Annotated in this window: 13 protein-coding genes and 1 riboswitch; of the genes, 2 read left to right on the top strand and 11 right to left on the bottom strand. The window is 48.9% G+C overall.

Annotation, left to right across the window (positions count from 1 at the left end; translation table 11 throughout):
- Positions 1-8 precede the first annotated feature (8 nt).
- Complete coding sequence (locus AR688_RS12840) at positions 9-1,730, bottom strand: ShlB/FhaC/HecB family hemolysin secretion/activation protein (protein WP_068234398.1); 1,722 nt, start codon at positions 1,728-1,730, stop codon at positions 9-11.
- Between the two features lie 162 nt (positions 1,731-1,892).
- A riboswitch (cyclic di-GMP riboswitch) is annotated at positions 1,893-1,985 on the bottom strand.
- A gap of 317 nt (positions 1,986-2,302) precedes the next feature.
- Between AR688_RS12840 and AR688_RS12835 the strand changes: the two genes are divergently transcribed.
- Complete coding sequence (locus AR688_RS12835) at positions 2,303-3,217, top strand: pirin family protein (RefSeq protein WP_068234397.1); 915 nt, start codon at positions 2,303-2,305, stop codon at positions 3,215-3,217.
- A 69-nt stretch (positions 3,218-3,286) separates the two neighbouring features.
- Here the strand turns inward: AR688_RS12835 and AR688_RS12830 are convergent, their stop codons facing one another.
- The 9 genes from AR688_RS12830 to rppH form a co-directional block, all read right to left on the bottom strand.
- Positions 3,287-5,317, bottom strand: coding sequence for a site-specific recombinase (locus AR688_RS12830; RefSeq protein ID WP_068234396.1), 2,031 nt, complete (start codon positions 5,315-5,317; stop codon positions 3,287-3,289).
- An 83-nt stretch (positions 5,318-5,400) separates the two neighbouring features.
- Positions 5,401-6,024, bottom strand: coding sequence for a FlgO family outer membrane protein (locus AR688_RS12825; RefSeq protein ID WP_068234393.1), 624 nt, complete (start codon positions 6,022-6,024; stop codon positions 5,401-5,403).
- A gap of 71 nt (positions 6,025-6,095) precedes the next feature.
- Positions 6,096-6,734 (bottom strand): FlgO family outer membrane protein, encoded by a 639-nt coding sequence (locus AR688_RS12820; protein ID WP_068234388.1) that lies wholly within the window; start codon positions 6,732-6,734, stop codon positions 6,096-6,098.
- Entirely contained in the window at positions 6,731-7,342 is a 612-nt protein-coding gene (locus AR688_RS12815; protein ID WP_068234385.1) for a FlgO family outer membrane protein, read from the bottom strand. Before AR688_RS12815 ends, AR688_RS12820 begins: the two co-directional genes overlap by 4 nt.
- A gap of 72 nt (positions 7,343-7,414) precedes the next feature.
- Complete coding sequence (locus AR688_RS12810) at positions 7,415-8,248, bottom strand: thymidylate synthase (protein ID WP_068234378.1); 834 nt, start codon at positions 8,246-8,248, stop codon at positions 7,415-7,417.
- Positions 8,245-9,063 (bottom strand): prolipoprotein diacylglyceryl transferase, encoded by an 819-nt coding sequence (lgt, locus tag AR688_RS12805; RefSeq protein WP_068234375.1) that lies wholly within the window; start codon positions 9,061-9,063, stop codon positions 8,245-8,247. Before lgt ends, AR688_RS12810 begins: the two co-directional genes overlap by 4 nt.
- 8 nt (positions 9,064-9,071) lie before the next feature.
- On the bottom strand, positions 9,072-9,866 hold the full coding sequence (locus tag AR688_RS12800) for a sulfite exporter TauE/SafE family protein (protein WP_068234372.1): 795 nt from the start codon (positions 9,864-9,866) through the stop codon (positions 9,072-9,074).
- 63 nt (positions 9,867-9,929) lie between these two features.
- Entirely contained in the window at positions 9,930-12,188 is a 2,259-nt protein-coding gene (gene ptsP, locus AR688_RS12795) for a phosphoenolpyruvate--protein phosphotransferase (protein ID WP_068234369.1), read from the bottom strand.
- A gap of 35 nt (positions 12,189-12,223) precedes the next feature.
- Complete coding sequence (gene rppH / locus AR688_RS12790; RefSeq protein WP_068234366.1) at positions 12,224-12,727, bottom strand: RNA pyrophosphohydrolase; 504 nt, start codon at positions 12,725-12,727, stop codon at positions 12,224-12,226.
- Positions 12,728-13,107: 380 nt separating this feature from the next.
- On the opposite strand from rppH, the gene mutH reads away from it, so the two are divergent.
- Complete coding sequence (gene mutH, locus AR688_RS12785; protein WP_068234364.1) at positions 13,108-13,785, top strand: DNA mismatch repair endonuclease MutH; 678 nt, start codon at positions 13,108-13,110, stop codon at positions 13,783-13,785.
- Between the two features lie 6 nt (positions 13,786-13,791).
- On the opposite strand, the gene AR688_RS12780 is transcribed toward mutH, so the two are convergent.
- Positions 13,792-14,601 (bottom strand): substrate-binding periplasmic protein, encoded by an 810-nt coding sequence (locus tag AR688_RS12780; RefSeq protein ID WP_068234361.1) that lies wholly within the window; start codon positions 14,599-14,601, stop codon positions 13,792-13,794.
- Positions 14,602-14,731: the final 130 nt, after the last annotated feature.

Genomic DNA, 14,731 nt, shown 5'->3' with positions numbered 1-14,731 from the left:
CGTCTTGTTTAAAAACTTAGCCGGACAGAAAAATCAATTTCCTGTTGTTTTTGCTGCAAAAAATCAGGCACCCGCAGTGCTCTGGCATAAGAAATATTGACGCTGAGATTACGGTCGTACAATTTAATGCCAACGACAGAACCCGCTACCCACTCAGAACCTCTGTCTGGATACTCTGGTAAATTTGAGGAACCAACATCAACACCAGCGTAATACTGCACCTGGTCCAGCCAGGGCCACGAGGTTTCTGAGGGCAAGCTAAAGTCGTTGCGGATATAACCGCCTTTGTAACCAAACAAGCTACTTTGAGATAAGCCCCGCACCGAGTAACGGCCACCTACTGTCAGGCCTTCAGATGCCAGGATCACTTTAGGGGAATAAAGAAAATCAGCCGCCACAGCATAGAGCACCGGCATGGCGCCCAGATGAAACTGGGTGTTATAACCAAGGTTCAGCTGATATTTGGTAAACTGAAAATCGTCCTCAGCTGCAACTAACTGTTGTTTGGCACCAAACCAGGGCACACTTTTATGGATATGGGCATTAACGCTGAAAGTGCCCTGAGGTAAAAAATGCCGGTAACTGCCAGCCAGATCCCAGATATAAAGCGTGCGGGACGACGTTTCTAAAAACACATCTTCAATATAATTTTTACTGTCTTTGCGGATAAAACTGGCTGAGAGATCCAATTTGCCGGTTTGGCCGCGATATAGCGTGCGGTTAAGCTGAACACTGCTGTTCAGTGACGAGCCATGAATCGAAAAGTTAACAACATTACCAATAACCGTTTGTTCATACTCATAAAAACTATTTTGTAATGACCACTGCCAGTACGCCAGCGGCATTGACCAGGACATGGCATAGCTGCGGGATAACGCATGAGGCAACTCATGTTTACCAATATTGGTTGATGCGGAGAAAAAGGTCGTGTCATTTACTCCCAGCAGGTTATCAAACACCAGATTGCCATCCAGCTGGTACTCGCCAGTGCTGTCAACGCCACTATTATTAATGCCCAGCGAGCCACGCCAGGCTCTGGATAGCTGGTTACTTATTACAACCTGGGTTCCGCCTTGTTCAGCACCGGGGTTAAGTGCTACTGTGGCATTGTTTTGTCCCAGTGCATTTAAATTCTCAACGCCCTGTTCAATGTCACGGATATTAAGCACTGTTTCAGCATATGCCGGGAAAGCCCACTTCAGCTGGGTATTACTGATACTACCGTCGGCAGAGCTAATGCCTTCAATCACACCTTCCATAACAACAATATCTAAACTGCCGTCAGACAAATCCTGTGGCACAATATAGGCACGGCTGGTTACATAGCCCTGCTCTAGATACAAATTGGATATTACGCCAAGCAGCGCATTAATATGCTCAAGCCCAAGGCATTGATTCAGATAAGGTAAGGTTGCTTTTTCGATTAAGGCCGCAGAAATAATCTGGGCGCCCTGCAGGTGAATAGCAGAGATATCAAAGCAATTGCCGGCAGTTTCAATATCAGAGAAGTTTGTTGTGGCCTGTTTAGGCTGCTGCAAGCGAACGTCAGGCCGCTCACGCAAGGGCGCTATCTGATGCTCAAGACGATCCAGCCCCTGCTTTAGCATCTTCTCGTGATCAGATAGCGATTGTTCCTGCGCATGCAAAGCACTTGCAGTAAACCACAACAAAACCAGCAAAGACGTCAGCAGTATCTCAGATACGCCTAATGGTATTTTTCGGAGCAACATCACTGTTAAGTCTTCCCTGCAATAATCTGCCTGAGCGTTAAACGCGCACAGATACTGAAAAATAAATTTCCGGTTGCATAAAAGACAAACTACATAGGAAGCGCAAATGAGTACTGCTGCACATGGGCAGCGTTGCAGTACATCAGAGGGATGCGACTAAGCTAATGTAACCTCTGCCATCATTAGTATTTAACAATACTGTTAGACCAGCGGCTTTGCGTCCTGCCCTTTCGGTGCAGTTTGCCTTTTAATTGTCTTAGCCTGGGAAGAGACACTTATATTAAGTGTGAACTCAAGCTGAACGGTTGCAAGATATACAAATAATTACAATTTGACAAGTTATTTTTTAACCGTTTTTGTTGTATTTGTTATTAATCAGGATGTTGTTTACGGCTTTTTGAATCAGCCTGATAACTGTATTTATTATTTAATTGCAATAACATACTGTTCAGGAACAAATCCGGCATTTGGCACTACTCATGTGATACGGTATCTACAGGCAGGTAGATAATATTACAGTCGAAATTCTGTCGTTTGATAGTTTATATGACACCAACTAAAAGGCATTACAGATGAGCATTGAAACAGAAAACACTGAACTTGAATGCGATATTAATCAGGGTTGTGACGCTATTGAGCTGATCATACAACCGCGTGAAACCGATTTAGGTGAGTTTAAGGTTAAGCGCACTTTACCTACCCGACAGCGTAAAATGGTGGGGCCCTGGATATTTTTCGACCACATAGGGCCGGCTGATTTTGCACCCGGCAGCGGTATTAATGTGCGGCCGCACCCGCATGTTAACCTGGCAACCGTTACCTACCTGCTTGAAGGTGAAATACTGCACCGCGACTCGCTGGGCAGTTACCAGACTATTACACCGGGTGATATTAATTTAATGGTGGCAGGCCGTGGTATTACGCACTCAGAGCGTGAGCGGCCAGAAGTGCGCAGCAGCGAGCATCGCCTGCACGGTTTTCAGCTTTGGTTGGCTCTGCCGGTAGAAGATGAAGAAATTGCGCCAGCATTTTATCACTACCCTGAGCGCGATATTCCGCGGAAAACCGTTGATGGTGTATTGCTGCGGGTGCTGATGGGCGAAGCCTATGGCGTGAAATCGCCGGTAAAAACCTATGCCAATACACTGTATATTGAAGCGCATCTGCAACCCGGCCAGTCGCTTACATTGCCCGATTGCGAAGAGCGCGCGGTATATGTGGCCAAAGGCCAGTTACAGGTGAAAGATACGCAAGTGCCTGAGTTTAGTATGGTGGTGTTTTCTGCCGCTAAGGGTGTCACTATTACCGCTAATCAGGACAGCAGAATTGCCATTATTGGCGGAGAAAATGTCGGCCCGCGTTTTATCAACTGGAACTTTATCTCCAGCCGTAAAGAGCGTATTGAGCAAGCAAGGCAAGATTGGGCAGCAGGCCGCTTTGCTAAAGTAGTGGGTGACGAAGAAGAGTTTATCCCGTTGCCGGAATAATATCTGGTTTAAGCCGGTATTACCGCCAGACACACAGCGTCTGGCGGGGTATTTAATTAAGGGTTTGTTTCAGTGTTTATTTGCTGCTTTGCTATCGGTTTTATCAGCTTCGGCCAGCGTTTGGCGTATCATATCGACCGGAAAAAACACCTGCAAAGGCTGCTGTTTTGCTTGCTCCCAAAGGCTTTTAAGCAGTAAACGAAACCGGCTTATTTTAGTGCCACGTGCCCGCAGTGCTATAGTTAACGCCAGCGTAAAGCTAACCCATAAATTAACAAAGCCAATCAACAATACAAACACCAGATGCAGCAGAAAATTCAGTATACCTATTTCACCACTGACCGCGCTGTAACCTAAATTAGCCGAGGAAAACGCCACATGGCGGATATCCAGCGGCAAACCGGTTAAATACCCCAGATAGCCGGTCATGCCCAGTAACACACCAAAGAAAAAGTTACCGGCCAGGGCGCCATAGTTGTCATGCAGATAATCGGCAAAACGCTGCCGGCGACTGTCGGATAACAGCCGTTTTAATAGCGGGTGATGGTATAACCGTAACCTCAGTTCAAGGCAATTGGCCCGGTTATCAAAAAAACCGGCAATAATACCGGCACAAAACAGCCAGACACCGGCAATAGCGGCATAAAGCAATGCCAACCCGCTAACCGGTGACAACGACTTAAGCTGGTACTGCACCATTTCAGCATTAAGTAGCGGTGTGCCGGTTATCAATAGTGTAAGCAAAGCAATACTACTGGCCAGCAATACGGCACTGCTGACATTGCCCCATACTGCTGCCCACTGCGAGCGGTTTACGTCGATCAGCAAGCCGGCTAATTTGCGGTTTACTGCGCGGCCGTTTTCGCCCCGCTCGACTTCCTGTGCAAAACTGGCGGCTGTCATCGCAGGCTGTTTGGTGGCGATGGTAAAATGCAGCATGTGCACCAGCACAAAACCCAGGCCGTAGTTCAGGCTAACCAGCAGCGATTTTTGCAACGGGCTAAAGCCCTGGCCTTCGAGATAAATTTTGATCAGTGCCATCAGCGCAATAATAACGCCGGCGCCTGCGGCAGAGCGCATCAGCGTAAAAAATTCAGTCCGGGTGCGGGTAATATAGTGCTCACCATGGCCACTTTTATTAATTGTGATACTTTTTGACAGCATTTGGGTGCTGCTGCGCCACAATGCAGAAATACTGTTGTGCTCGCCGCTGGCTTCAACCAATACCATTAGCATAACCTGCACTTTTACCGGCTGAGTGTCGGCATCGCTGGTTAATACCTCCAGCAGCATGTCGATACGATCCAGTGTTTGCTCCAGCCGCTCCAGCAGATGTGCAACCGACACTGAGCTGCCCACACCGGCGCCCCGACGCCTTAAGCGCTCTACCTGCTCGCGGGACTGCTGCATCATGACCTGCAAATGCGCGGTGTCATGCAGTGCAGCATCCGCCTCCATCAACTGGCGGCGGCCACTTTCAACAAACAGATTCATTTCGCGGCTTAGCGCAATAAATGGCGAATCGATACTGCTCAGGCGCCGATCAAGCCGCATCAGATCAGGTTCAATTTCTTCCGCAGCGACCCAGATTGCCAGCATTTCCAGCGCGTATAAGCTTTCTTCACGAAAGTGCGCGGTCATTTTTTGCAGTGCGGCGCTGCTGGTATGCTGCGCCACTATACTGAAGCAGGCCAGCATGTCGTCTTTATTGAGTTTATGCAGCCAACGGGCGTCACTTTTACCGTCACACATTTGTACTAATACATCAGCGAAATCATTTTGATCGCGCGGTGCCGGATTAAAACGCTCGTATAGCCGCGAGCCCATTTCACGCAAGAAACCAGAGCGGGAAAACAAGCCCAGATTAACCAATGCCGGGTAAATATTTACCTCGCCCAGCCAGTTAAATAGTACTTCGCCAATTTCTGCGCTGTGACGGGGGTTATTTTGTAATGCATCACGTAATTTCGCCGCCCGTTGTGCCGGCTCAGTACCAAACTCACTGTAACTCAGCCAGTTGATCAGGGTGCTGAGTAAAGTCACAGGACACTGCTGCGCCGACAGGCTTCTTACCAGCGCTACTGCGCTCAGTGTATCCATGCATGTTCTCCGCTGCTTACGTATCCGGCGCTGATAATACCCGTATTAGGGTGCAAAACGCCAGTTTAGCAACGGATGAATACCTATGGCGAGGCAATATACGCCACATCAGCAGTAGCCTGACTGAGCACAGCATCAGGAATATGCACCTGGCCAGTGGCAATAACCGTTTTATGCTGTAAATGCACCACACGCACATTCACTACGGTACCGCCGGTATCTTGCAACAAGGTGCCTGTCAGTACGTAACTTATATCCTGTGATGAGTCCAGGTAGCGACCACGGCTTAAGGCAAAATCGCCCTGCGGGGTGACACGAATTTGACGGCCCACTTTAATATCGGCTACTGATACGCCAAGACGCTGTAAATACACATAAAGATGTTCAGCTAAGTGGTTTCCAAGTGCATTACTGTTATCAAGCTGATGGTCAAACCACACCAGAGAGCTGATTGCCACCGCCTGTTGTGGCGGCGTGTAGTGCATGGACATCATTAACTGTAACGCCAGATCTGCGGCATAATCTGATAGCGGCTTGGTATTTGTTCTGGCGGCAACAGCCGGTAAATAATTGCCGTTATTGCCAGGCAATATAACCTGCTCTGGCAATGGCTCTGTGGGGGGAGGTGTTTGGCTGTTAGGGTCAGCAGAGTTCCACTGACAACCCGACAACAGCAATACGCCACTGCATACAACCCATAATTTCATTACAACCCCGGCCTGATAAACTGTTGATTAAACAGGTATCGGCAGCTAACAGGGTTTTCTTTAATCCTAACTTAGCCTTGTTTTAACTGCAGCTTGTCGTTACCGCTGCGTTTAATAATAGCCTGCACTACCGGTTGTGGCATAAAAGTACGGGCGGCAGAAATAACCTGCTTAGTGCCAATGTGGATTAGCCTGGCATTAACCAGCACACCTTGCTTATGAGCCGTCATGGTGCCGGTTACCACATAACGGATGGGCAGCTCACCGCTTAACTCAGTAAAGTCACGGCTAAGGGCAAAATCGCCGCTGGGTGTTACGCGGATAAAATCAGTCGCTTTGTAATCCAGCACCGGTACACCAAACTTATGCAGATCATAAATCATGGCTTCGCTCATATGGTTACTCAGCACACTGCCCTGATCCAGGCCGGTATCAACAAAAGCAAAATCTGTTACACCTACCATGCCGCCCTCTTCCATCTGACGCTGGCTGGACATCAGCTCATGCACCAGTGCACGGGAATATTCGTTCGCCGTCAGCATCGGCTGGTTTTCTGCTGGTGATGTCACAACAGACGCTAACTGGTAATCGGCCGCCGTATTTAACCGTGAGCTGCGCTCAGACGCGGTAACCACACTGCTTGGCTGCTCTGGTTGTCTGGCACAGCCAACCACCAGCGTCAGGCCAACGATAATTAATAAGGCTTTCATTTTTGCTCTCCTGTACGGTCCTGCCGGTAGAGTTTATCACCGCGCTTGCCTACCTGTTGCTGGCTCCACAATACATTATGTGGCACATAACCGCTGGCCGCAGCCAATACTTGTTTATCCAAAATACTGATCAGCCGGGCATTAACCAGATAACCATCTTCCATTGCGCTGTAAGTGCCCACCAGCAGGGTATCGGCATCGCTGTTAGTTTCTATATCGCTTAGCTGGCGCGACAATGCCTGCTCGTGATCACCGCCTAACAATAACTGCGCGCGTAAATGGTAGTCGTACACCTTAAGGCCGTGTTGCCGGGCATGTGCCAGCATGCTTTCACTAAGCTGATTGGCCAGCTGCTTTTCGCCAGCATCCGCATCAGACAGCGACAACGTATTAACCGGTAAAAAAGAGGCAACGGCAATTTGCGGGGCCACATGGTAAATGCCATTCTGTTTTGGCAACTGAGCAAATAAGTTGTCGGCCAGCTGTTTCGTATAGTAATGCAGCGGATATTCACTTAGCGCTGGCTGATTTCTGGATTTAGCAACCGGCTCTGCACTGCTGCAACTTAGCAACAGGCAGGCCAGCACAGGATAAAATATCGCTTTCATACGCAACCTCGGCATAATGTCTGCAGAAGCTAAGCAAAATACGCGCCATAAAAAATGACAAGCTTTTGGCACTCAGATAGCGACGGGCGCCTTAATATGCGGATGCGCCTGATAATTTTGCAGCGTAAAATCAGTAATAGTAAAAGCAAAAATATCTTTAACTTCCGGGTTAAGCTGCATTTGTGGTAACGGATAAGGCTGGCGCGCCAGCTGAGTTTCTACCTGTTGCAGGTGGTTTAAATACAAATGTGCATCGCCAAAGGTATGGACAAAGTCTCCCGGCTGTAAACCACATACCTGCGCCACCATTAGTGTTAACAAGGCATAGCTGGCAATATTAAATGGCACACCCAGAAAGATATCAGCACTGCGCTGATATAGCTGGCATGACAACTTACCGTCATTAACGTAAAACTGAAACAACGTATGGCAAGGCGGTAACGCCTGCTTGCCCATGGCGGCATTTTCTTTTGGCGACACTGAAGTGTCGGGCAGCAGTGCCGGGTTCCAGGCGCTGACGAGCAAACGTCGCGAATCCGGCGTGCGTTTAATATCAGCAATAAGCTGGCTTATCTGATCAATCACCCTGCCATCGGCGGCTTGCCAGCTACGCCACTGCGCACCATACACCGGCCCCAGCTCGCCTTCTGCCGTGGCCCATTCGTCCCATATCGACACACCATTGGCTTTAAGGTATTCAATATTGGTTTCACCTTTTAAAAACCACAGCAACTCATGAATAATAGAGCGCAAGTGGCATTTTTTAGTAGTGATCAGCGGAAATCCCTGCTGCAAATCAAACCGCATCTGATAACCAAATACACTGATGGTGCCAGTACCGGTACGGTCAGTTTTTTTATGGCCGTGCTCGAGTACATGGCGCATTAAATCAAGGTACTGTTTCATGCTTTTACTACCTGTTTAGCCACTTTTTTGTTGTGCACATAGGCAAAAATAATCAGCCCTACACCGGAGATGATCATCGGTAAAGACAACCACTGCCCCATCGACATGCCCGCCGACAAAACGCCAAGATGCGCATCCGGCTCACGGTAAAACTCAACAAAAAACCGCGCGCTACCATAACCGGCCAGAAATAAACCACCCAGTGCCCCTACCGGCGGGGAAAAGCGCCGGTACAGCATAATCACCACAAACAGTACTACACCTTCCAGCGCAAACTCATATAACTGTGATGGGTGACGCGGTGCAGGCCCGGCGCCGGGAAACAATACGCCCCAGGGTACATCAGTTGTCCTGCCCCATAACTCGGCATTAATAAAATTACCTAAGCGGCCAGCGGCCAGGCCAAGTGGAATAAGCGGGGCAACAAAATCGCCTAACTGCAGATAAGGCTTGTTATTCTTGCGGGCAAACCAGGCCATTGCTACCAGCACCCCCAGCAAACCTCCATGGAATGACATACCACCGGTCCATATTTTAAATAAATACAATGGCTCCTGCATAAACAGCTCGAACTGATAAAACAGCACATAGCCAATACGCCCGCCGAGGATCACACCTAAAAAGCCAATAAATAATAAGTCGCTGACTTGCTGCTCCGTCCAGCCTGAGCCCGGTTTTTTAGCTGCCCGGTTGGCCAGCCACCAGGCCATGGCAAAAGCAATAAGGTACATTAAGCCGTACCAGCGCAAGCTTACCGGGCCGATAGAAAATATCACCGGATCAATTTGTGGAAATGTAATATAACTTGCTGACATAACTACCCTTAACTCAAAATCATTTTTGCCGATACTAACAACAGAAACACACCAAAAACCCGCTTCATTGCCAGTACTGGCAAGCGCTGGGTCAGGCGTGCACCAATAGGTGCCGTAAATACCGATGTCAGCACTATGCCACATAGCACCGGCAGGTAAATATAACCAATAAAGCCCTGCGACAATTCATAATGTTGCCAGCCGGAGATAACATAGCCCAGAGTACCAAAAACGGCGATAGCAATACCGCTGGCAGCGGCACAGCCTATTGCACGGCGCATATCTACCGAAAAGTAGTTCAACACCGGTACAAATAAGGCGCCACCACCAATGCCCAGCAAGCTGGCAATGCCGCCCAGAGCTGATGAAATCAACATAATAATGCCATTATGGGGCAAAGCTTTTTTGCCTACGGCTGAACGCGAGCCCAGCATACGTAATGCCAGCAGCAATACCGCACCACCGAAAATAAGCTGCAAGATATCGCCACTGATATTATGCGCCATATAGCCAACAAGCCAGGCCCCCAATGCGGAACCGAGCATTATGGTACCTGCCAGTGACCAGGGTACATTGCCCCAGCGATGGTGCTCGTACACAGAGGAACTGGCGGTAACGATAATGGAGGCCAGCGAAGTTGCAACAGCCACCAGCATGGCATGCTGTTGGGTCACTATATCAAAAGCAGGTAGCAACATAACCAGCACAGGAACGACTATAAGACCACCGCCAATACCCAGTAAACCGGCAAAAAAGCCAACCACAGCTCCCAGCACAAGTGAGATCAGAACAACAGTAAGCACATGCTTCTCTTCAAGTTTAGTGACGCAGCAGTATAACAGGCTGGCCGGATAAAAAGGTGGATATCAGGCACGTAACTGGCTTAGTAGTTGTTTTTGCTCTAAAAACCGCTGCACCTGTAACCGCACCTGTTTTGCCGACTGACATGCAAGCACCTGCGGCAGTAACAAGGCCAGCTCAGATAACTCTACCCGGCGTAACAGCCATTTAATTTTTGCCAGGTTGCTGCTGTTCATACTAAAGCTATTGTATCCCATCGCGGCCAGCAACAAGATACCGGCCGGCTCGCCCGCCAGTTCGCCACAGACACTGGTAGGAAACTGCAAGCCCTGCGCCTGCAAACTAAATTGATGCAGGGCCCTCAGCACTGCAGGGTGCATGGCATCATAAAGGCTGGCAACACGCGGGTTATTGCGATCAACCGCCAGCAGGTACTGGGTTAAGTCGTTGGTACCAATAGAGCAAAAATCCACCTTACGGGCTAACTCTGGTAACTGATACATAATCGACGGCACTTCAATCATCACGCCGATTTTAGGTTTAGGCAGCTCAATGGCCAGCTCGTCACTTACCTCAAAGCTGGCTTGCTTGATCAGCCGCACAGATTCATCTACTTCAGCAAGATCGGAAATCATTGGCAGTAAGATATGCAAATTATCCAGCGCCAGATTAGCTTTTAACATAGCGCGAATTTGCACCAGAAAAATCTCCGGGTGATCCAGTGTCAGGCGGATGCCGCGCCAGCCCAAAAACGGGTTTTCTTCCACAATACTAAAATAAGGTAAAGCTTTGTCACCGCCGACATCCAGCGTGCGCATAACAACCGGCTTGGTAGGATAGTTTTCCAGTACCTTACGGTACAGCTCTATCTGCTCCTGCTCGGTTGGGAACCGGCTGCGCATAATAAACGGAAACTCAGTACGGTACAGGCCAACGCCATCGGTATACACCGGGTTAGTGGTTTCCAGTTCAATCGCCAGGCCGGAATTGACCATCAGGTTAAACTGCTTACCGCATAATGACTGTGAAGGCTCGGCTATTTCAGCCAGATAACGGGCGTTTAGCGCCACATCTTCACTGATTAACCGTTGGTACTCAGCACAAATGGCTTCAACCGGCGACAACAATATATGGCCCTGATAACCATCCACTATCAGCCGCTGTCCTTGCCAGTGCAATAATGGCAGCTCGCTAACGCCCATAACAGCAGGTATACCCAGCGCCCGCGCCATAATAGCAGCGTGTGAATTTACCGAGCCTTTTAGCGACACTATTGCAACCAGCTGCTCGCGGGGTACCTCTGCCAGCATGGTGGCCGTAACGTTGTCGGCCACTAATACCACTTTTTCCGGCAGTTTAATTTTGCGCTGCTCAGTATCAAGCAAATTATTCAGTACCCGTTGCCCCAGATCGCGGATATCAGTACCGCGTTCACGCAAATAAGCATCGTCCATGTCGTCAAACTGGCGGGCAAACTTTTCTACCACCCGCTTCAGGGCACTTTTGGCACACCAGCCCTCAGCAATTTGCAGCTCTATTTCATTACCTAAACTGGCCGCATCCAGCAGTTGATGATAAACATCAAAAATAGCCAGTGCATCAGCCGGTAAATGGCCACTCATACGCTCAGCCAGGCGGTTAAATTCTGCTTTAGTAATCTTCACGGCACGATAAAAATGCGCCAGCTCTTTTTCCGGATCATCGGCACGTTTTAGCGAAATGGCGTTAAAGTCATTCGCAGGTTCCAGCACAAAGGCCTCACCAATAGCAATGCCTGGCGCACCGGGCAAACCTTTTAACTGGCCGGTTTGTGTCTGGCTGGGGCTGCTTTCACTGGCAGCCTGGCGCATTTCGGCATTGGCCAGCACTGATGCTAACTGCGCTCCTAGCGTCACCAGAAAAGATTCTTCGTCTTCGTTAAACACCCGTTCTGCAGCTTGCTGAATAGTCAGCACGCCAAGCACTTTACGGTGATGGATAATAGGGCAACCAAGAAAAGCAGAGAAACGGTCTTCACTTACCTCAGGGGTAACTTTAAAGCGGGGATGCAAATGAGCTTTGGCAAGGTTAATGGGTTCTTCGCGCTGGCCTACCCAGCCAATTAAACCTTCAGAGAAACCGATGGCAATATTGCCGATGGCGTCCGGGTTTAAACCGTCAGTGGCCATCAGCATAAATTGTTGTTGTTCATAATCGGCAAGGTACACAGAGCAACATTCTGTTGCCAGTGCCTGTTTTACGCTCGTGACTAAGCCAGCTAATGCATTTTGAAGCACTGGCTCTTGTGCTACATCCTGAACAATTCGCCGTAACTGGCCTAACATAAGAGCCTCGTCGTCACAGGTACTACCCTGCTGAGTTAACTTTTCTTCTTGCCTTCGCGGCGTATAAACGGCAAAGCGACCGGAGCAAACTCTTTCATGACTTTTCGATAAACTTCACGCTTAAACGCCACTACCTGCCGTACCGGGTACCAGTAACTGACCCAGCGCCAGCTGTCAAACTCCGGATGAGTGGTTTTAAGTAAGTTTACATCTTCGTCAGCGCAGGTCAGTCGTAGCAAAAACCATTTTTGCTTCTGGCCAATACACACCGGGTTGCTGTCTTTGCGGATTAAGCGTTTGGGTAGTTTGTATCTTAACCAGTGCTTGGTTGTGGCAATTATTTCCACATCTGCGGCACTAAGCCCTACTTCTTCATTCAATTCGCGAAACATGGCTTGTTCAGGTGTTTCACCGTCATCAATACCACCCTGTGGATACTGCCAGGAATGCTGACCATACCGTTTTGCCCAAAACACCTGTCCCTGGTGGTTACAAATCACTATGCCGACATTGGCCCGAAAACCTTCGGCATCGATCACACAAACCTCTGGCGGATCACAAATCACTATGCCAAAGATTCTTTCATAAAGTCGCTACTTCGGCAAACGGTATTTTCACCACACCTTTTACACAGTTATCCACAGTTAAGCTATTGCGACACTTGCCAATGTGCACTTTTTCACAGGTACTGTTGATAAAACTGTGCATATCACCTAGTTAGCCATTGCATAACTTACTATCGCAAAAAAATGCCAGGCCTAACCACCAAGCATTAATTAATAAATTCAATTAGTTATTTATTATCAGGCGCTAATAATTTTATAATGCGGCTGTGTGTAAGTTGGTTTGCTGCGTTTTTAAGCAGCCAAAAGCAGCAAAAAATGCTAGCGTTATCCGGTATTTGCTAAAGGCGACGATCATGTTTACTCCACCGGCCTCATTAGAAGAATTGCTGGCACGCTGCCAGGCACTGGCAGGGCTGACTTTGGGGCAAATTGCGGCACAGGCACAATTACCCGTTCCGGCTAACCTGAAAAAAGATAAGGGCTGGGTTGGCCAGTTACTGGAACATGTGCTGGGTGCCAGTGCGGGTTCTAAAGCTGAGCCGGATTTCCCGCAATTAGGTGTTGAATTAAAAACCCTGCCGATAGACCGCAACGGCAAACCGCTGGAAAGTACCTATGTTTGTGTGGCGCCGCTAACAGGTGTGGCCGGGCAACAATGGCATGAATCCTGGGTGTGTCAGAAACTGCAAAAAGTGTTGTGGTTGCCGGTGCTGGCAGAGCGGCAAATTCCGTTACCCGACAGAATGGCCGGCACCGCGTTTTTGTGGCAGCCAGACCCACTGCAGCAACAGGCACTGCAGCAGGACTGGGAAGAACTGATGGAGCTTATCAGCCTCGGTGGCATACATAATATAAAAGGCGCTACCGGCAAAGTACTGCAGCTGCGCCCCAAAGCCGCCAACAGCAAAGCGCTGACCAATGCCATAGGTGCAGAAGGAGAGCCGATCCGCACTTTACCACGGGGTTTTTATCTTAAAAGCAGTTTCACTGCCAACCTGCTGCAACAGCAGTTTGCTCTGCCGCCTGGCTAGTTTTAGCTAGTTACGGTATTTATCGACAATCTGGTTGTAACGGCCGTTGTCACGCAGTTGGCTCAACCCGGCATTAAACTGCGCAACCTGCTCTGCTGATACCGATACCTGGCTGAACATAACATAAACATCTGAACTGCCCAGGCTGATATTGTGCGCCTGAATATACCTGTCCAGGCCCTTGCGCCGTAATATTGCAGCACCGACAAAGCTATCCTCCAGCAGGCCATCTATTTCTTCATCCAGTAAGCGCGCCATATTCAGCTCACTGATAATGGCGCCGACAAACAGTGGCCGCAAATTATCATCTGCATATAGCTCTGCCACTTCGTCACCATAATAATATTCATTTACCACCCCCACCTTATGCCCGGCAGCAACAAATTCTTTTAAGCCGGAGTAAGGCAAACCGACCTGCTCTTTGCGAACATACAACTGAAAACGCTCCTGGCGGTAAGGCTCGGAAAAAAAAGCAAATTCTTCCCGCTCTGCAGTTTTAGATGCTCCCAGTACAAAATCGACATCGCCATTTTTTAGCAGTGTCAAAAGCTCAAGCCAACTACCCTGCACCACATCCAGCGTGCAGCCCATATCGGCAACTACATTTTGTACCAACTCAACATCAAGCCCGGTAACGGTATTGCCTACCGTCATATATTGGTATGGCTCCCAGGCGTCCAGACCCATAGTAAAACTGCATGGTGTAGCCTGGGGAGGGGTTTCAGTGGCTGCAACAGGCATACTCGGCTCAGATGCAGGTTTACAGCCCGATAACAGTAAAAATACGACAACGACCAACAGCATGTAAGTTTTCATATTACACCTCAAGGCGTTATGTGACGCCCTAAGCGTAGTGTATAAGCCTAACTTATGCACACCTGATCAGATGATGTTATTGCGAAAGTGTATTGTGTTGCAGATATTAAGATGAGTGTGCGCTACCGCG

It is taken from the genome of Rheinheimera sp. EpRS3 (assembly GCF_001513785.1).
Classification (GTDB): Bacteria; Pseudomonadota; Gammaproteobacteria; order Enterobacterales; family Alteromonadaceae; genus Alishewanella.
This window is presented reverse-complemented; position numbering and strand designations above follow the sequence as displayed.